Origin of the sequence: Bacteroides sp. AR20 (assembly GCF_964250605.1) — a bacterium.
GTDB lineage: Bacteria > Bacteroidota > Bacteroidia > Bacteroidales > Bacteroidaceae > Bacteroides > Bacteroides uniformis.
Window position 1 is genome coordinate 53,690 of the sequence record NZ_CAXUGK010000005.1, and the last position, 18,930, is coordinate 72,619.

Genomic DNA, 18,930 nt, shown 5'->3' on the forward strand with positions numbered 1-18,930 from the left:
TAATACTCTTACATATTGTTCCAATCCGAGAACTGGGCAGATGCATCCCAGCCTGGATTCTGCTCAAGGACTCCATTGGAGATGTCGATTTCGTCTTGCGGAATGGGCCAGTAGCCTTGGGTTGCTTGTAGGCGTTTCTTATAGTCGAATTTGACCATCGGTACCACCGTAGCGGCATTTATTATATTGAACCCGGTCTGTTTGTTGAGTATGTCACCGGCTTCCTCAAGCGAAGGACCCGACCAGCGAAGGATATCCCACCAGCGGATGGACTCGAATGCAAGTTCCCAGCGGCGTTCCTGCTTGATGGCTTCCAGGGAGTAGGCCACCGGAGCCAAGTGGGAGCGGGCACGTACCTTGTTCAGACCCGTAGCGTCTTGTTTCAGCTCGGACTGCATGAGCAGAACGTCGGCAAAACGGATATGAATCAAGTCGGCAATTTGGAGTAGCTGTTGGGATGTCTGCGAAGATATTCCGGGGAACATCTGCTTGCCGAAAGGTTCGATTTTGCCTTCATTGTAGGAATTGATATTGATGTATTTTTTCTGGAAATAGCCGGTTTGTTCATAGTAACGATAGGATACGGTATATTCCGGTTCACCCTCGTCCATGGTGCAGTCCATCAGTACATTGCCGGCAACATTCGGATCAAGTGCTTTGTACGACCATATGGAACCGGTCAGACGGGGATCCTCCTTGTAACCGTCCGTATAGGTCTGCTTGGCGGCCCAGTCTTTCCATTCGTTGACCATAGCCGGAGATACAGGGCCAGCTCCCCAACCGGTGCCGAAGGGATAACTGTCTTTGTTGGAATAGTTGTCGGCAGACGGTGAATAGAATTGCGCGCATGTGTTGGAGAACCAGGTATAGGTCCAGTCGGATTTCAGGTTATGCTTGTTGGCGAATAAAGTTTCGTCGGAACTGTTTCCTTCCCATTTCAGGTTATGGTTGATAACGTATTGGTAACGGAACCCTTCGGTATTGTCTTCGGTAGCATCGTTGGTGTAGGCCCAGATGTTGCGTTGGTCGGACACCAGTTTATGACCGGAGTTGTTTACACAGTCATCTATCCAAGAGATGACCTCCTCTTTGGTAGTTCCGTTGGGGAGCTCGTTTTTTTCGTAGCGTCCGGTATAGAAAAGGAATACACGTGCCATCATGGCTTCGGCAGCATATTTTGTAGCGTGTCCGGTCATGTCTGAGCCTTTCGGATAAATCTTTGCCGGCATCATTTCGATAGCGTTTTTCAAGTCGGCTGCAATCTGGGTGTAGATTTCGTCTACGGATGCACGCGGCAGGTTGGTACTTTCCAGTGTGGTGCGTAAAGGAACTCCGCCAAAGACTTGTGCCAGCTCATAATAAGCCATGGCACGTAGGAAGTAGGACTCACCGAAAAGTCGGTTACGTTCGCTCTCGCTGGACCATGATTTCACATTCTCCATTGTGTTGATGGCATTGTTGGCACGGTTGATAAGGGTGTAGCAACGGTCCCAGATACCGGCAAATGTATTCAGATTGCCACTGTACATAAGGAAGTTGGTGGCACAGTTGTTGGAGTAGGAGAGGTTGCCTCCCAGACAGTCGTCACCTGCCAACTGGGCAATGTAATACTGGGAAGAGGTTTCAGGACTTTCAAACAACAGATGGGCGTATATGGCCGTCACCATCTCTTGGGCATCCTTTTCTGTCTCCGGGAAGTTGGCGGTTGTCTTTTCGGTCAAAAGTTCCGAATCGAGGAAGTTTTCGCATCCTGAAAGAAGAATCAGTATTGCTGATGCTATGAATAATATCTTTTTCATAATTTCTTCGGTTAATTAGAATTTTACATTTAAGCCTATCATATAGGTACGTGCACTGGGGTAGTAGCCCAGGTCGATGCCTGATGCCCAACCATAATCGTCGCCACCGTAACCGATTTCCGGGTCCATACCGGAATAGCCGGTGAAGGTAAAGAGGTTCTGTGCGGTCAGATACAGGCGCAGCTGTTGTACCGGTAACTTCTTGAATGCTTTCTTGAAGTCGAATCCCACAGTGATGTTCTTTATCTTGAGATAGTCTCCATCTTCGATGTAAATGTCTGATACTCTGTTCCAGTTGGAGCTGGAAGCGCTGGACAGTCTCGGGAACTTGTTGGACGTACCTTCGCCGTGCCAGCGTTGGAATATCTCTGCTGTATAGTTATTCAAGGGTGAGGAGGAGAAGTCACGATAACACTTCAGAATCTGCTGGCCGAATGCGCCGTAAGTAGTGATTGAGAAGTCAATGGCCTTCCAGCTGGCATTCAGGGAAAGTCCCATTGTCAGGTCGGGATTCGGGTTACCTATCATAGTACGGTCATTGGCATCGAGCGTACCGCTATTGTCGGTGTCTGCCCAGATTACGTCACCCGGCTGTGTCTTGTCGCCGTTCAGTTTCGGACCTTTGTAGTTGTCTATCTGTTCCTGGTTCTGGAATATGCCGTTACTCTTGTAGCCGTAGAAGTAGCCGATGGGTTTGCCTACTTCAGCACGGAAGCACTCTTCGGCTCCTTCCCACAGAACGCTGCCGCTACCGTGGATGATTCCGTCTTTGTTGGCAATCTTGGTCACTTCATTCTTGTTGTGAGCAAGGGTCAGGTTGGCTCCATATTGGAAATCCTTTCCGATGTTGTCGTTCCAGTGGAGTCCTACTTCAATACCCGTGTTTTTTACATTACCGCCATTGACGGACACTGCATTGGCACCGAAGGAAGAGAGTACCGGAGCCGTAACCAGCCAGTCTCTGGTATTTTTGTTATACCAGTCGAATTCAAAGCCCAGGCGGTTGTTCAAGAAGCGTGCATCGATACCGAAATTCAATTGCTCCTGTGTTTCCCAGGTAAGGTCCGGGTTGGTCAGTCGGTAGGCGTATGAACCGGTACTGATGAGGTCCATGGAGTCGCCGAACGTATAACCGCCATATCCGTTGTTGGAAGTTATCAGTGAAAGATATTGGAAAGTAGATACATTACAGTTACCGTTTTGCCCCCAGGAAGCGCGTAGCTTTAAGAAGTCCAGCCATTTGATTCCTGACATGAAGGACTCGTTGCTGATAACCCATCCGGCGGATACTGAAGGGAAGTAGCCCCAGCGGTGTCCGCGGGCAAAAGTGGAGGAACCGTCCGCACGCATGATGACAGAAGCCATGTATTTCTCTTGATAGTTGTAGTTGATACGTCCGAAGAAGGAGGCGATGGAACCTTCCCCGTTAGGCTTGCCAGTCAAGGAGGACACACTGTTGGCGGTCAATGGAACATTGGACAAATAAGCGTGCTTGAAGTCATAGAAGTTTGAGCCTATGGCTGAACCGCTCATTTCTTCTCCCATACCCCATTTTTCAATACTCTGACCTACCAGGACGTCGATGTTATGGTCATCGATATTGAAGATGTAGTTGGCTGTATTGTCCCATGACCAACGGTTATACATAGACATGGATTGGGTAACCTTGTCTTCTGCGTTGTTGAGTGACGCACTCAGATAATCGAATCTCGGCAAATAGGAACGATAACTGGAGGCTCCCATGATGTAACCGAACTGGCTCTTGATACGCAGGTTCTTGATGGGTTGCAGTTCTGCATAGAAGCTGCTCTGCATGTAATGGGATTTGCTTAGGTTCTGGTTCATATAGTAGTCCAGATAAGCTATCGGGTTTTTATTGGCTCCGTTGGAGATATCCCATTTGTAGTTGTCCTTTTCCTGGTCTGCGTAGAGGTAGTAGTCTCCGTCTGAATTGTAAGGGTGCATCAACGGGCTCATGATGAGCATATTGTGCACTCCGTTCCAATAAATGCCGCCGGTTCCGAATGAACCTTGTGTTTGTGAATATTTGTAGTTGATGGTTTCGCCCACTTTCAGGAAGTCAAGATTGCCTTTTTTCATGACTACGTGGTCCGAGTTGACGCGGAAGTTGTAGCGGTTCATTTCTGGAAATTCGCCGGGAACTCCCATGGTGGCTTCTTGGTTGGTGTATGAAATACCTATGGCATATCTGGAACGGTCTGTTCCTCCGGTGATGTTGACTGCGTGGTTCTGTACCAATGCATCTTCATTCAGTACTTCCTTCAGCCAGTTTGTCCCTTTCCATGTTCCGTTCTGTATGGCCTGCAAATCCCTTTCCGGAATATAGGTCGCCCAGTTGTACGGACTCAATCCGTCCATTACACGGCCTTCATCCTGCATCATCATGTACTCTTGGGCATTGAGGATAGTAGGGATTTTGTAGAGGTTCTGCACGCCGACATAGCCGTCGTAACTGACTTCGGCAACGCCGGTTTTACCTCGTTTGGTGGTAATCAGGATAACGCCGTTGGCAGCACGCGCACCATAGATGGCGGCAGAAGCGGCATCCTTCAAGACGTCCAAAGATTCAATGTCACTCGGGTTCAGCCCGTCGATGCTACCGTTGGCAACTCCATCTACCACATAAAGCGGGGAGAAGGTTCCGGTAGTACCGATACCGCGGATATTCACCTTAAAGCCCGAACCCAGGAAGCCGTTGTTCTGTGTGATGTTGACACCCGGTGACTGGCTCTGCAAAGCGCCCAGGGCATCCACAGTGTTCAGCTTGGCTATGTCTTCCCCTTTCACTTGTACAGTGGCGCCGGTGACAAGTTTCTTTTTCTGTACACCGTAACCGACAACAACTACTTCATCCAGTAGTTCGGAATCTTCTGTAAGGGTGATTTTCATGTTGGCATCTGCTTTGGCTTCCTGCGTCTTATAGCCGATGTAGGAAATGACCAGGGTGGCACCTCTTTTTACGTTTAGCGAGAATTTACCGTATAAGTCGGTAGTAACTCCATTGGTAGTACCTTTTTCCAAGATACTTGCTCCGATGATAGGCTCTCCATTCTGGTCGACAATGATACCGCGGGCTGTTTGTGCCTGCATCTGTTCTGTCACTCCGAATGAATTTTCCGAATAGGTCTCTATTGCCATGATTTTGCTGCTTCCTATAAATAGGGAGGCGATGGCAATTGCTGTGAGGATTTTGTTGTTCGATGTTCCTCGTTTACGATTTTCATTCATAATAGATGTTTTTTGTTTAAGCTAATGGATCTCAAAATAAATAGGTTGAATAGAAGATGACACTAATAGTGTCTTGGGGCTTTCGGGTAAATCATAGGCATTCATTGTTTTTCTAAGGTTACTATATATAATATGGTATATTCTTGGTTAATATCAATGTGCTTTCCAGAGCTTCCGGATTGTTGTTATCAAATATAATCCTAATTTTCATTATTTAAAATATAGAATCGTATGTATTAAAATATGTTGTCCATTATTTTATTTGCTTAAGAAATTTGCGTGAATGAAATCTTGTTTGAGAGCAAACTTGGTTGCATGTTTTTGATTTTGTGCTAAAATCAGTTAATATATTGATTTTTATGCTATTGGTTTATGTTTTTTAAAACTATTGTAAATAATATTCTTGGTTTGGGAAATCTTATTTAAGTCTCGTTAACTAAATATGCACTGTCTGTAATTACTTCGAATAAAAAAAAGGAGCTTTGTCTTGCTTGAGTTTTAGTTAAAATATATGTTGTTTGTTCATTTGCAAAACTTGTTGTACCTTTGCAACCGGATTTAAAATGTATGATGCCGTGAATAGCGGTCGTGTATTCTAGAACACCACGTAAAAAACAGGAGTATGAAACAAAAAGTATCTGTACCTTTTATGTTGCTGGGCATTCTGTTCAATGTATGCCTGATTGCAGCCAATCTTCTTGAGACTAAAGTTATCCAGGTTTTTGGTATTACCGTAACAGCCGGATTGCTGGTCTTCCCGATTTCTTATATTATCAACGATTGCATTGCCGAGGTTTGGGGCTTTCGTAAAGCCCGCCTGATTATCTGGAGCGGTTTTGCCATGAACTTTTTTGTGGTAATGCTGGGACTGATAGCCGTGGCGTTGCCTGCCGCCCCTTTCTGGGATGGTGCCGCGCATTTCAATTTCGTTTTTGGAATGGCGCCCCGTATTGTCATAGCCAGTCTGACGGCATTCTTGGTGGGCTCTTTTCTGAATGCCTACGTAATGAGCCGCATGAAACTGGCAAGCAACGGGCGTAATTTCTCCGCACGTGCCATTTGGTCGACGGTGGTTGGTGAGACGGCAGACTCGTTGATTTTCTTTCCGGTTGCGTTCGGAGGAATCATTGCATGGCGGGAGTTGCTGGTGATGATGTGTATCCAGATTCTGCTGAAGTCCATGTACGAGGTATTGATACTGCCTGTGACTATCCGTGTGGTAAAAGCTATTAAGCGGATAGACGGTAGTGATGTCTATGATGAAGGCATCTCCTATAAAGTATGGAAAATAGGCGATATTTAAAGCCCCTTACCCGTAGTGAGGGGAAATCAGTTATTATGTCAAACAAATAATTAGCAATGCCCTCTCTGTTTCCCTCCCTACGGGGGAGGGCAAGGGGAGAGGCTTTTAACAAGATGAATAGGGACACTGCTTTGGTGGTATTCAGTGGCGGGCAGGACTCGACCACTTGCCTCTTTTGGGCAAAACGTGAATTTAAGAAAGTGTATGCGCTGAGTTTTCTGTATGGACAGAAACATCAGAAGGAAGTGGACTTGGCGAGGGCCATTGCCCGTAAGGCAGGTGTGGAGTTCGAAGTAATGGATGTTTCCTTTATCGGCCGGCTGGGACATAACTCATTGACAGATGCCGGCATGGAGATGGACCAGGAGAAGCCGGCAGACAGCTTTCCGAATACTTTTGTGCCGGGACGCAATCTGTTTTTCCTGAGTATAGCCGCCGTCTACGCCCGCGAGCGGGGGATTAGTCATATTGTGACGGGGGTGTCGCAGACCGATTTCAGCGGTTATCCCGATTGCCGGGATGCTTTCATCAAGTCGCTTAACGTGACGCTGAACCTGGCTATGGACGAGCAATTCGTACTGCACACACCACTGATGTGGATTGACAAAGCGGAGACCTGGGCGCTGGCAGACGAGCTTGGAGTGCTCGAACTTATACGTCACGAAACGCTGACTTGTTATAACGGTATCCCGGGAGATGGTTGTGGACACTGCCCGGCATGCACGTTGCGCAGAGAAGGATTGGAAAAGTTTTTGGCTTCTACTAAATGAGGCACACTTGTATCACTAAAAATATATGGCTATGACAGAATTGAAAGACCAACTTTCCCTTTTGGGGAGAAAGACAGAATACCGTCAGGACTATGCCCCCGAAGTATTGGAGGCATTTGATAACAAGCATCCCGGCAATGACTACTGGGTGCGTTTCAACTGCCCCGAATTCACCAGCCTCTGTCCCATCACGGGGCAACCGGACTTTGCAGAAATCCGTATTTGCTATATCCCCGATGTCAAGATGGTAGAGAGCAAGAGTTTGAAACTCTACTTGTTCAGCTTCCGCAATCATGGTGCTTTCCACGAGGATTGCGTGAACATCATAATGAAAGACCTCATTCATTTGATGAACCCTAAGTATATTGAGGTGACGGGTATCTTCACCCCGCGCGGAGGCATCTCCATTTATCCGTATGCCAATTACGGACGTCCCGGCACGAAGTTCGAGCAGATGGCAGAGCATCGTTTGATGAACCGTGAATGAGGACTGTTTTTGAAGGCCTCCGTAAATAATAAAGGGAGGCTTTGGGAGCAAATGATTGTTGCGCCGCTATATTTTATATTCTTGCTTACTAAAAACTATTCGTCCGACATATGTTTAATTATCGTCCAACAGCTATCGGACGATAATTAAACATATGTCGGACGATAATGTAACGACTGTCGGACGAATAGTCTTTAGTCAATGAAACATTAACCTGCTACCATCTTGGAAAGAATCTTTCCTATAGAGGATAGTAGGGGATGACTTTTGCAAAGATATAGACGATTCTTTAATAAAAATAGCGCCTTTTCCCAAAGACGCTATTCCCTCTTTATGACTTATTCACTACAAAGGGTTATTTTATTCTTTTGTAGCCATAGACAGCAAGGTTACCCAGTTCTTCTTCGATGCGCAACAGTTGGTTGTACTTCGCCATGCGGTCGGAGCGGCTCAGAGAACCGGTCTTGATTTGTCCGCTGTTGGTGGCAACGGCAATGTCTGCAATGGTGGCGTCCTCGGTTTCGCCGGAACGGTGAGAAGTCACTGTGGTATAACCGTGGCGGTGTGCCATTTCGATAGCATCCAGCGTTTCACTGAGTGAACCGATTTGATTGACTTTGATAAGGATGGAATTGGCGCAGCCCATGGCAATGCCTTTTTCAAGGAATTCCACGTTAGTCACGAACAGGTCGTCGCCAACCAGCTGGCAACGGTTGCCGATGCGTTCGGTCAACTTCTTCCAGCCTTCCCAGTCGTTTTCGCTCATGCCATCCTCGATGGAGTCAATCGGGTAGTTATTAATCAAATCTTCCAAGTAAGCTATTTGTTCGTCGGCAGTACGTTTTTTACCATTTTCGCCTTCAAAGATGGAGTAGTCATAGATACCGTTCTTAAAGAACTCGGATGAGGCACAGTCCATACCGATTTTCACATCCTTGCCCGGTTCGTAGCCGGCAGCCTTGATGGCGCTCATGATGGAGTCCAGCGCATCTTCTGTGCCTGCCAGTGCCGGTGCAAAACCGCCTTCGTCACCTACGGCAGTGCTGAGGCCGCGGTCGTGCAACACTTTTTTCAAGGCGTGGAATACTTCGGCTCCCATGCGCAGGCCTTCACGGAAGGAAGAGGCGCCTACCGGCCGAATCATAAATTCTTGGAAAGCGATAGGAGCGTCGCTGTGTGAACCTCCATTGATGATATTCATCATCGGGACCGGCATTACGTAGGTATTTACTCCACCGATATATCTGTATAAAGGTATATCGAGATAATTGGCGGCGGCTTTGGCTACTGCCAGTGAGACACCCAGAATGGCATTGGCACCCAGCTTGGATTTGGTAGGCGTGCCGTCCAACTCAAGCATCTTGTGGTCGATGGCACGCTGTTCCAGTGACGACCAGCCAATCAGTGCCGGTGCGATTATCTTGTTGACGTTTTCTACTGCTTTCAGTGTACCTTTACCACCGTAGCGTTGCTTGTCGCCATCGCGAAGTTCCAGCGCTTCGTGCTCGCCGGTAGAAGCACCGGAAGGCACTGCTGCGCGTCCCATAACACCGCATTCCAGAATAACGTCCACTTCTACTGTGGGATTGCCGCGTGAATCAAGGATTTCACGGGCTACAATCTTTTCAATTTTCATACTTAAACATTAATAATTTATTGTCCGTTGTCTTGTTTTAATTTGCAGCAAAGGTCGTACAAAAAGGCATATTGGGCAATACCTATAAATAGGGGTTTTTCATTTCCCGGCTCCTCTTTTTTTAGATTTATTATTGATAATACCCATCAATGGTGATTGCGTAATATGATATATACGATAAATCCACTCCATATAATTACCTACAATAAGCGATTGCACAGCTGGCTGTTAATAATGACCTTTGCACCGGTTTATTAACAACATTATAATTATTATAAAATTGAAAGCATATACACTTAAATTCTCGCTGCTGTTTTTCCTTCTGTTGGCTTCTCTGTCTGTACATGCGCAGAGGAGAGGAGGGATGATTTCGGGTAGAATCATTTCTACGGAAAAAGAAACGGTGGATTTTGCGACTGTTTATCTGAAAGGGACGAGTTATGGAGGAACCACGAATCAGGAAGGCCTCTATCACATCAAGGCGCCTGCCGGCGACTATACGCTGGTGGTGTCTGCCGTAGGTTATACAAAGGTGGAGAAAAAGGTGAAACTGGTCAATGATGAGCGGATGAAGCTGAACATAACCATCGCTCCCGAAACGCAACAGCTGGACGAGGTGACTATCGTTTCTACCGGAGTAAGCCGGGTGAAGAGGTCGGCATTCAATGCTGTGGCAGTCGATACAAAGGAACTCCAGAACACCACGAAGAATCTGAGCGATGCCTTGACCAAGGCTCCGGGCATGAAACTCCGTGAGTCGGGTGGGGTAGGTTCGGATATGCAGTTGATGCTGGACGGTTTTAGCGGAAAGCACGTCAAGGTGTTCATTGACGGTGTGCCGCAGGAAGGTGTGGGAAGCTCCTTCAGCCTGAACAATATTCCGGTGAGCTTTGCCGACCGTATAGAGGTATATAAGGGTGTAGTTCCCGTGGGCTTCGGTACGGATGCCATTGGCGGTGTCATCAATATTGTTACCAACAAGAAACGCCGGAACTGGTTCCTGGATGCTTCTTATTCTTACGGCTCGTTCAATACCCACCGCTCATACGTTAACTTCGGACAGACTTTCAAGAACGGTTTCAGCTATGAAATCAATGCCTTTCAAAACTACTCGGACAACGATTATTATGTAGATGCGCCGGTAAAGGATTTTGAGACGGGCAGTTTCAACGAAAGTGAGAAGGTGCGCGTGAAGCGTTTCAATGATACTTACCACAACGAAGCCATTGTGGCCAAAGCGGGTATTGTGGACAAAAGTTGGGCAGACCGGCTGATGTTCGGTTTCACCTATTCGCACATGTACAAGGACATACAGACCGGTGTACGCCAGAAGACAGTCTTCGGGGAAAAGCACCGCTTTGGCCATTCACTGATGCCTTCGATGGAATACAGCAAACGCAACCTGATAATCAAGGGGCTGGATATGGTGCTGACAGCCAACTACAATCGCAATGCCACTACGAATGTGGATACTGCCCGCTACGAATACAACTGGCTTGGTGAGAAACATCCGCTGAACAGCCCCGGCGAACAGTCCCGCCAGTATTCCCGTGCCGATAATGACAATTGGAACGGTACATTGACCTTGAATTACCGCATTGCGAGGGTCCACATGCTGACTTTCAATCATGTGTTGAGTGCATTCCAGCGTGATAATACTTCACTGTTGGCGGTGGAAGAACAGACGGATGCCATTGCCAAGCAGACCCGCAAGAATATCTCCGGTTTGTCATACCGCCTGATGCCTTCCGAAAAGTGGAACTTCTCGGCATTCGGCAAATACTACCGCCAGTATGTGGCAGGACCTATGGCCGAGGATGATACCGGTAGTAATTATGTACGCACCAGCCGTACGGTAGACTCTTGGGGATATGGTGCTGCCGGAACCTATTTCATCCTGCCCGGCTTGCAGGCGAAGTTCTCTTATGAAAAAGCTTACCGCCTGCCCACTATCGAAGAGATGTTTGGTGACGAAGACCTGGAGAGTGGAGACATCGGCATCCGTCCCGAGAAAAGTGACAACATCAACTTGAACCTGAGTTATTCCCGGAGTTTTGGAAAACATTCCGTCTACGTGGAAGGCGGTGTGGTATACCGCAATACGAAGGATTATATCCAGCGCAATATCCAGGACTTGAGCGGAGGAAAAGAAGGGGCCACTTATACCAACTACGGCAAGGTGCTGACGAAGGGATACAATGTATCGGCACGCTATGGCTTCGGACGCTGGCTGAGTGTGGGCGGCAACTTCACGCAGATGAATGTGCGTGACAATGAGAAGATGCAAATCGGCAGTACCGGCAACTCTGTGGAAAATCTCGGTTACAAGGCACGCATTCCCAATGTGCCCTATCAGTTTGCTGATTTTGACGTAAACTTCTATTGGCGCGACCTCTGGAAGAAAGGGAATATGCTGTCCGTGACTTACGACAACCAGTACATGCACAGCTTCTCCTACTATTCGCAGGCCATCGGTAGCAAGAACAAGGATTTCATGGTACCCGACCAGTTCTCCCATAACCTGACATTGAGCTATAGTCTGAAGAATGGCCGCTATAATATCTCGTTTGAATGCCGCAACTTCACGAACGAGGATTTGTACGACAATTTCAGTCTTCAGAAAGCCGGGCGTGCGTTCTATGGCAAGGTACGTGTACATTTTGGTGATTAATAAATATAATGGTTTTAATAGGTGTAATTAATAAGAAGAACAAATGAAGAAGAATTATCTTTTGTCCGGCCTCTTGGCAATGGCAATGACCGGAATGGCTTTAATTTCTTGTACAGACACAGACGAACCGGGTTCCGGCTCCGGTTCTGGTTCCGGTTCAAAGGGTAACTATGTGATAGCTGCCACGGCTACAGTTTCAGGTAGCTCCGTTCCTGTCCTGCTGACAGCCGAGTCACTGGAAAGCGGTGAAATTACTGCTGCCGGCAATGGCCTTGTGAACGATGGGGCTACTTACTGGGTGTTCTACGGAAACAAATATCTGTATGCCTTGAACTATCACCAGGGAAATGCAGGCACTACCCAGTCGTTCATTATGAATACAAACGGTGAACTGGAAAAACGTAGCCAGGAGTATAACGTCAATCGTTTCACTACCTACGGCTATTATGACCAATTTATAATGACGACTTCTACTGGCGACGGCCCTACGGAACTGAATGATGCAAATGGATATACTCCCCAATCTTTTTTGATTTCCTATCTGGATGTCGAGAAACAGACTTATACAAAGAACTCGGTAACAAAGGATACTCCATTTCTTGCCGAAAATTTCCTTGAAAATGGTGAATACGTAACACTGGCCGGTATAGAACAAGTGGGCAGTAAGGTTTATGCAGCAGCCATTCCCATGGGGCTTAGCCAGTATGGTTGCATGCAGAAGAACGAAGACGGTAGCTACAAGTGGGTGCTTTCCGGTAATGAGGATTTAATAAAGACAGAATCCGGCGGGCAGGGTAGCGGTGCCTATGAGAAGGACGAATTGCAATGGACCCAGTATCCTAATGAATGCCATATCGCTATCTTTGGTGATCAGACACTGAATTCTCATAAGGTCATCACTACAGACAAAATCAGTTATGCTGCCGGACGTAACCGTTCACAGTACTACCAGATGAACTGGCTTGCCGACGACGGCTATGTATATGTATTTTCTCCGAGCTATGCCAAGACCATGAGTGATTCGCGTCAGCAGACTACATTGCCTGCTGGAGTTGTACGCATCGATACCAAAGCAGAGGAATTTGATGCCGCTTATTACTATAATCTTGAAGAGAAAGCCAATGGCGCCTCTTTCTTGCGGACTTGGTATATTTCAGGTAATTATTTCCTGCTGCTGATGTATGATAAGGCAATTACGGCATCAGACAAGGTTGCCAACCAACTTGCCGTCTTCAATGCCTCCACCGGAGCTTTGACTTATGTGAACGGCCTTCCAAGCGATGTCTCTGGCTTTGGTAATACCCCGTACATGGAAAATGGCAACGCATATGTGGCAGTCACTACCTCTTCCGGCTATCCTGCCATCTATAAGGTAGACCCTGCCAATGCAACGGCTACCAAAGGTCTGGTTGTCAATGCAACCCAACTGAACGGTGTAGGTAAACTGGAATAAAGCTCCTATGAAGAAAGTTTTTCGTAAGATACATTTATGGCTTTCAGTCCCCTTCGGGCTACTGATTACCCTTATCTGTTTTTCCGGAGCCATGCTGGTATTCGAGACGGAGGTGATGGAGCTCTGCCACCGCGACCTCTACTATGTGGAGAAAGTCGGGCCGGCACCGCTTCCCATGGGCAAGGTGGCCGAAAAAGTGGCCGCTACTCTGCCGGATAGTGTTTCTGTGACGGGTGTCACAGCCTCGTCTGCTCCGGAGCGTGCCTGGCAGGTGAACCTTTCCAAACCTCGTCGTGCTTCCGTCTATGTAGACCAGTATACGGGTGAGATAAAGGGCAAGTATGAGCGTGCGCCGTTTTTCACGACCATGTTCCGCCTGCATCGCTGGTTGCTGGACAGCATGAAGCCCGATGGAGGCATCTTCTGGGGGAAAATGATTGTGGGCACTGCCACGCTGATGTTTGTCTTTGTCCTGATATCGGGCATTGTCATCTGGTGGCCCCGTACAAAAAAGGCTTTGAAGAACAGTTTGAAGATTGTTTCCGGTAAGGGTTGGCGTCGGTTCTGCTATGACCTGCATGTGGCAGGCGGTATGTACACGCTGGTTCTTCTGTTGGTAATGGCGCTTACGGGACTGTCATGGTCTTTCTCCTGGTACCGCACCGGCTTCTACAAAGTTTTCGGAGTGGAAACCACGCAAGGGGGTGGAGGACATGGTGCTTCGGCACAAACTGCTGCCCAGGGAGGAGAACGGGCTCAAGGCCGGTCTGGTGGCAGACCGGGAGGTGAGCATCGTGAAAGAAATTCTTTCTCTCCTTTTACAAGCTGGCAGAAGGTTTACGAAGAACTGAAGGAACTCAATCCTGATTATAAACAGATTACCGTGTTCAAAGGCTCTGCTACGGTTTCTTTCAATCGGTTGGGCAACCAGCGTGCTGCCGACCGCTATACGTTCAATCCCCGTAGCGGTGAAATCACCGGGGCTACCTTATATAAGGATGCCGACGCTTCAGGAAAAATCCGTGGCTGGATATTCTCCGTTCATGTAGGCAGTTGGGGAGGGCTGACCACCCGCATATTGAGTTTCCTTGCCGCTTTGGTAGGGGCCAGCTTGCCGCTGACGGGCTATTATCTTTGGATTCGCAGATTGATTCGGAAGGGCAGTAGGAAAGCGAACATACAATTAAAGAAAGTTGCTTAGAAAAAGCAGGCAGTTTTATAAAAGGATGAAGATGTCCACAAGATGCGCAGGCGTGCGTGTTTTGTGGACGTTTTCATATAGGTATGTCTGGAGAATGAATGCTTTATTAAAAATACTGAAAAATAAATGGAAAAATGTAATCATGATTACACTTTTTTAGATTGTAACTGCCTATTTTTGCTGAAAATATTCATTTTATGGCGAAGTTACCAATCATAAGTAAACTATTTCCGTCCTACAGATGGAAAGTAACGGCACTCATTGTATGCGGTGTCCTCGTCGGCGGCGGAGGCTTGTTTATGTATCTTCTCCGGGCGCACACTTATCTGGGAGATGACCCTGCGGCATGTGTCAACTGCCACATCATGGCTCCTTATTATGCAACCTGGATGCACAGTTCCCACAGCCGGGATGCCACTTGTAACGATTGCCATGTCCCTCATGAGAATATAGTAAAGAAATGGGCTTTCAAAGGCATGGACGGCATGAAGCACGTGGGTGCCTTTCTCACTAAAAGCGAACCGCAGGCTATCCAAGCCGAGGCAGCAAGTGCGCAGGTCATTATGAATAATTGCATCCGTTGCCATACGCAACTGACCAACGAGTTTGTGGATGCTGGTAAAATAGACTACATGATGACCCTCACCGGCGACGGAAAGGCATGCTGGGATTGCCACCGCGACGTGCCTCATGGTGGAATGAACAGTCTTTCGTCTACACCCGCTGCATTGGTACCCTATCCGGAATCTCCCGTGCCGGAGTGGTTGCAGAAACTGATAAAGGAATAATAACAATAAATCTTCATAGATATGGAAAAGAGATTAAAATCGTGGCAAGGATGGCTGTTGTTCGGTGGTTCAATGGTCGTTGTATTTGTCTTGGGGCTATGTGTTTCTGCCTTGATGGAGCGCAGGGCCGAGCTGGCAAGTGTATTCAATAACCGCAAAACAGTGATTGAGGGAATTGAGGCACGCAACGAAGTCTTTAAGAGTGATTTCCCCCGTGAGTATCAGACATGGACTGAAACTGCCAAGACCGACTTCCAGAGTGAATTCAATGGAAATGTGGCTGTGGATGTATTGGAACAGCGTCCCGAGATGGTAGTGCTCTGGGCGGGATATGCCTTCTCCAAGGACTATTCCACTCCGCGCGGACATATGCATGCCATCGAGGACATTACGGCAACTCTTCGTACCGGTGCGCCTGCCACTGCTACGGATGGCCCGCAGCCTTCTACTTGCTGGACTTGCAAGAGCCCCGATGTGCCCCGCATGATGGAAGCTATCGGTGTGGATGCTTTCTATAACAATAAGTGGGGCGCTTTGGGCGATGAAATTGTAAACCCGATTGGTTGTGCCGACTGCCACGAACCGGAAAACATGAACCTACATATCAGCCGTCCGGCTTTGATAGAGGCTTTTGAACGCCAAGGCAAGGATATTACCAAGGCCACTCCGCAGGAGATGCGTTCACTGGTATGTGCGCAGTGCCATGTGGAGTATTACTTCAAGGGCGACGGCAAGTACCTGACTTTCCCCTGGGACAAAGGTTTTACGGTGGAAGACATGGAAGCCTATTATGATGAGGCTGGTTTCTACGACTATATACACAAGTTGAGCCGTACCCCTATCCTGAAAGCGCAGCACCCCGATTTTGAAATAGCCCAGATGGGGATTCACGGCCAGCGTGGCGTATCGTGTGCGGACTGCCACATGCCTTATAAGAGTGAAGGTGGCGTGAAGTTCAGCGACCACCATATACAGAGTCCGTTGGCTATGATAGACCGTACCTGCCAAACCTGCCACCGCGAAAGTGAGGAAACTTTGCGCAACAACGTCTACGAACGCCAGCGCAAGGCCAATGAAATCCGTAACCGCTTGGAGCAGGAACTTGCCAAAGCCCATATCGAAGCTAAATTTGCTTGGGATAAGGGAGCTACGGAAGAGCAGATGAAAGATGTGTTGGCGCTGATTCGTCAGGCACAATGGCGTTGGGACTTCGGTGTGGCATCTCACGGCGGCTCTTTCCACGCACCGCAAGAAATCCAGCGTGTCTTGTCTCATGGGTTGGATAGAGCCATGCAGGCGCGTTTGGCTATCTCCAAGGTGCTGGCGAAGCATGGATATACAGACAATGTTCCTATGCCGGATATCTCCACCAAAGACAAGGCGCAGGAATATATCGGGCTCGATATGGATGCCGAAAGAGCTGCAAAGGACAATTTCCTGAAGACTACAGCACCGGCTTGGCTGGAAAAAGCGAAAGCTAACAACCGGTTAGCACTAAAATAAATTTGTACATCGTCAAATCATAAATCAGAAGATGTGGAAGAAACCGTGGGGGTATAAGGAAGGTTTTATCTGTGGGGCAGGACTGTTTGTCACGGGCTTGCTGTTACAGTGGAGCGTTGGAGGCATTCGTTGGGGCTTGTTTGCATGGCCGGTCAATATCATTGTTCTGGTGCTGTTCTTGCTGTTGCTGGCAGGGATGCATGGGCTTCGCAAACGGGTGTATTGTTTCGGATGGCTCAGTCATTATACGGCTGCAGTTTCTTCCCTGGTCTGTGTGGCGGCTATCACTGTCATTATGGGGTTGGTACGGCAGGTTCCCTCCACCCATCCTTCGGCAGATGTCATCGGCTTTTCGAAAATGCTTTCTTTTTGGCCGTTTGTGTTACTTTATGTCTGGCTGGTTGCTGTCTTAGGGATGACTATTCTCCGTGCCGCTATCCCCTTCAATGTGCGTAAGATTCCTTTTCTGCTGAATCATGCCGGCTTGTTTGTTGCCCTTCTGACGGCAACGCTGGGCAATGCGGATATGCAGCGTCTTAAAATGATTACCCAATTGGGCAAGACCGAATGGCGTGCCATAGATGAGGGCGGCAAGCTGACGGAACTTCCGCTTGCTGTTGAGCTGAAAGAATTTACTATACACGAGTATCCTCCCAAACTGATGCTGATAGACAATGAGACGGGGCAGGCACTGCCGAAGGATATGCCGGAACATTTGTTGCTGGAAGAGAAGGTGGAACGGGGAAAATTGCTGGATTGGGACATCTCCATTTTTCAAACCATTCCTATGGCTGCCTCCGTGGCTACGGAAGATACCTTAAAGTTTACTGAATTCCATTCGATGGGAGCTGCCTATGCCGTTTATCTGAAAGCGGTGAACACCGCCTCCGGACAGTCGAAGGAGGGATGGGTGAGTTGCGGCAGCTTCATGTTCCCCTATAAGGCATTGCGTTTGTCGGAGCAGACCAGTCTGGTGATGCCCGAACGTGAGCCGCAACGGTTTGTGTCTGCTGTTACGGTTTATACGCAGGCGGGAGATGTGGTGGAAGACACTATCGAGGTGAATCGTCCATTGAAGATATCCGGGTGGAATATTTATCAATTGAGCTATGACGAGACGAAGGGACGGTGGAGTGATGTCAGTGTCTTTGAACTGGTGCGCGACCCCTGGCTCCCGGCTGTATATGCCGGCATTATAATGATGGTGCTGGGAGCAGTCTGCTTGTTTGTCAATGCACCAAAAGGAAAAGAAGAAAGAAAGGAGGAGACGGTATGAGTTGGGATTATTTTGCTCTGTTTGCCATTGTCGCTTTACTCTTCTGGGGATGGGGAGCTTTCGCTGCATGGCGTGGAAAACGCCCGGCAGTGGTATATACCTTTACCTGCCTGGGACTGGTTGTCTTTTTCAGTTTCATTGTCGGTATGTGGATTTCTTTGGAACGTCCTCCGATGCGGACGATGGGAGAGACCCGTCTGTGGTATTCGTTTTTTCTTCCGTTGGCGGGAATCATCACTTACGGCCGTTGGAAGTATAAATGGATTCTCGGTTTCAGTACCATTTTGTCACTGGTGTTTGTCTGCATCAATATATTCAAGCCCGAAATACACAATAAGACTTTGATGCCCGCCTTGCAGAGCCCGTGGTTCACTCCTCATGTCATTGTTTATATGTTTGCCTACGCCATGCTGGGTGCCGCTACGGTGATGGCTGTCTACCTGCTGTGGTTCAAGAAGAAGGGGATTGAAAGGCATGAGATGGCTCTGTGCGATAACTTGACTTATGTAGGGCTTGCTTTCATGACGCTGGGTATGCTGTCCGGTGCCGTCTGGGCAAAAGCTGCTTGGGGACACTATTGGGCATGGGACCCTAAAGAGACTTGGGCGGCGGCTACCTGGTTTTCCTATCTGGCATATATCCATTTCCGTCTGGGGCGTCCCGCGGCACATCGCAAGGCATTGGTCGGCCTGCTTGTATCTTTTCTGCTGTTGCAAATGTGCTGGTACGGCATCAATTATTTGCCCTCGGCACAAGGAGTGAGTGTACATACGTATAACTTAAATTAAAATACT

At 48.0% G+C, this 18,930-nt stretch carries 13 protein-coding genes; 10 read left to right on the forward strand and 3 right to left on the reverse strand.

The window, feature by feature from the left end; all coding sequences use genetic code 11:
- Positions 1-8: 8 nt before the first annotated feature.
- Both ACESTD_RS04525 and ACESTD_RS04530 read right to left on the reverse strand, forming a co-directional pair.
- Positions 9-1,799 carry a RagB/SusD family nutrient uptake outer membrane protein gene (locus tag ACESTD_RS04525; protein WP_022402014.1) on the reverse strand — a complete coding sequence of 597 codons (1,791 nt, stop codon included), beginning with the start codon at positions 1,797-1,799 and terminating at the stop codon, positions 9-11.
- Positions 1,800-1,814: 15 nt separating this feature from the next.
- Positions 1,815-5,048, reverse strand: coding sequence for a TonB-dependent receptor (locus ACESTD_RS04530; protein WP_087333011.1), 3,234 nt, complete (start codon positions 5,046-5,048; stop codon positions 1,815-1,817).
- Positions 5,049-5,670: 622 nt separating this feature from the next.
- Here ACESTD_RS04530 and ACESTD_RS04535 point away from each other — a divergent pair.
- The 3 genes from ACESTD_RS04535 (at position 5,671) to queF (ending at position 7,608) form a co-directional block, all read left to right on the forward strand.
- Positions 5,671-6,351 (forward strand): queuosine precursor transporter, encoded by a 681-nt coding sequence (locus ACESTD_RS04535; protein ID WP_005831504.1) that lies wholly within the window; start codon positions 5,671-5,673, stop codon positions 6,349-6,351.
- A 113-nt stretch (positions 6,352-6,464) separates the two neighbouring features.
- Positions 6,465-7,121 carry a 7-cyano-7-deazaguanine synthase QueC gene (queC, locus tag ACESTD_RS04540; protein WP_117959265.1) on the forward strand — a complete coding sequence of 219 codons (657 nt, stop codon included), beginning with the start codon at positions 6,465-6,467 and terminating at the stop codon, positions 7,119-7,121.
- 31 nt (positions 7,122-7,152) lie between these two features.
- A complete protein-coding gene (queF, locus tag ACESTD_RS04545) occupies positions 7,153-7,608 on the forward strand; it encodes a preQ(1) synthase (RefSeq protein WP_008664917.1) in 456 nt (151 codons plus the stop codon).
- 355 nt (positions 7,609-7,963) lie between these two features.
- On the opposite strand, the gene eno is transcribed toward queF, so the two are convergent.
- Entirely contained in the window at positions 7,964-9,244 is a 1,281-nt protein-coding gene (eno, locus tag ACESTD_RS04550) for a phosphopyruvate hydratase (RefSeq protein ID WP_117963285.1), read from the reverse strand.
- A 364-nt stretch (positions 9,245-9,608) separates the two neighbouring features.
- Here eno and ACESTD_RS04555 point away from each other — a divergent pair, with 364 nt between their 5' ends.
- The 7 genes from ACESTD_RS04555 to ACESTD_RS04585 all read left to right on the forward strand — a co-directional run bounded on the left by ACESTD_RS04555 (position 9,609) and on the right by ACESTD_RS04585 (position 18,924).
- Positions 9,609-11,915 carry a TonB-dependent receptor gene (locus tag ACESTD_RS04555; protein WP_227212692.1) on the forward strand — a complete coding sequence of 769 codons (2,307 nt, stop codon included), beginning with the start codon at positions 9,609-9,611 and terminating at the stop codon, positions 11,913-11,915.
- A gap of 43 nt (positions 11,916-11,958) precedes the next feature.
- Positions 11,959-13,368, forward strand: coding sequence for a DUF4374 domain-containing protein (locus tag ACESTD_RS04560; protein WP_151858483.1), 1,410 nt, complete (start codon positions 11,959-11,961; stop codon positions 13,366-13,368).
- Between the two features lie 7 nt (positions 13,369-13,375).
- Positions 13,376-14,569, forward strand: a complete 1,194-nt coding sequence (locus ACESTD_RS04565) for a PepSY domain-containing protein (RefSeq protein WP_022402016.1) — start codon at positions 13,376-13,378, stop codon at positions 14,567-14,569.
- A 197-nt stretch (positions 14,570-14,766) separates the two neighbouring features.
- Complete coding sequence (gene nrfH / locus ACESTD_RS04570) at positions 14,767-15,357, forward strand: cytochrome c nitrite reductase small subunit (RefSeq protein ID WP_061412181.1); 591 nt, start codon at positions 14,767-14,769, stop codon at positions 15,355-15,357.
- 21 nt (positions 15,358-15,378) lie between these two features.
- A complete protein-coding gene (gene nrfA, locus ACESTD_RS04575; RefSeq protein ID WP_005831485.1) occupies positions 15,379-16,860 on the forward strand; it encodes an ammonia-forming cytochrome c nitrite reductase in 1,482 nt (493 codons plus the stop codon).
- Between the two features lie 31 nt (positions 16,861-16,891).
- Positions 16,892-18,136, forward strand: a complete 1,245-nt coding sequence (locus tag ACESTD_RS04580) for a cytochrome c biogenesis protein ResB (RefSeq protein ID WP_098032807.1) — start codon at positions 16,892-16,894, stop codon at positions 18,134-18,136.
- Positions 18,133-18,924: a cytochrome c biogenesis protein gene (locus ACESTD_RS04585; protein WP_005831481.1), complete on the forward strand. Its 792-nt coding sequence runs from the start codon at positions 18,133-18,135 to the stop codon at positions 18,922-18,924. The genes ACESTD_RS04580 and ACESTD_RS04585 overlap by 4 nt, the downstream gene beginning before the upstream one ends.
- Positions 18,925-18,930: the final 6 nt, after the last annotated feature.

Excerpts from the sequence above, each read along its gene's own strand:
- ACESTD_RS04525 (WP_022402014.1), bottom strand. The coding sequence starts at position 1,799 with ATGAAAAAGATATTATTCATAGCATCAGCAATACTGATTCTTCTTTCA.
- ACESTD_RS04530 (WP_087333011.1), bottom strand. The coding sequence starts at position 5,048 with ATGAATGAAAATCGTAAACGAGGAACATCGAACAACAAAATCCTCACA.
- ACESTD_RS04535 (WP_005831504.1), top strand. The coding sequence starts at position 5,671 with ATGAAACAAAAAGTATCTGTACCTTTTATGTTGCTGGGCATTCTGTTC.
- queC (WP_117959265.1), top strand. The coding sequence starts at position 6,465 with ATGAATAGGGACACTGCTTTGGTGGTATTCAGTGGCGGGCAGGACTCG.
- queF (WP_008664917.1), top strand. The coding sequence starts at position 7,153 with ATGACAGAATTGAAAGACCAACTTTCCCTTTTGGGGAGAAAGACAGAA.
- eno (WP_117963285.1), bottom strand. The coding sequence starts at position 9,244 with ATGAAAATTGAAAAGATTGTAGCCCGTGAAATCCTTGATTCACGCGGC.
- ACESTD_RS04555 (WP_227212692.1), top strand. The coding sequence starts at position 9,609 with ATGATTTCGGGTAGAATCATTTCTACGGAAAAAGAAACGGTGGATTTT.
- ACESTD_RS04560 (WP_151858483.1), top strand. The coding sequence starts at position 11,959 with ATGAAGAAGAATTATCTTTTGTCCGGCCTCTTGGCAATGGCAATGACC.
- ACESTD_RS04565 (WP_022402016.1), top strand. The coding sequence starts at position 13,376 with ATGAAGAAAGTTTTTCGTAAGATACATTTATGGCTTTCAGTCCCCTTC.
- nrfH (WP_061412181.1), top strand. The coding sequence starts at position 14,767 with ATGGCGAAGTTACCAATCATAAGTAAACTATTTCCGTCCTACAGATGG.
- nrfA (WP_005831485.1), top strand. The coding sequence starts at position 15,379 with ATGGAAAAGAGATTAAAATCGTGGCAAGGATGGCTGTTGTTCGGTGGT.
- ACESTD_RS04580 (WP_098032807.1), top strand. The coding sequence starts at position 16,892 with ATGTGGAAGAAACCGTGGGGGTATAAGGAAGGTTTTATCTGTGGGGCA.
- ACESTD_RS04585 (WP_005831481.1), top strand. The coding sequence starts at position 18,133 with ATGAGTTGGGATTATTTTGCTCTGTTTGCCATTGTCGCTTTACTCTTC.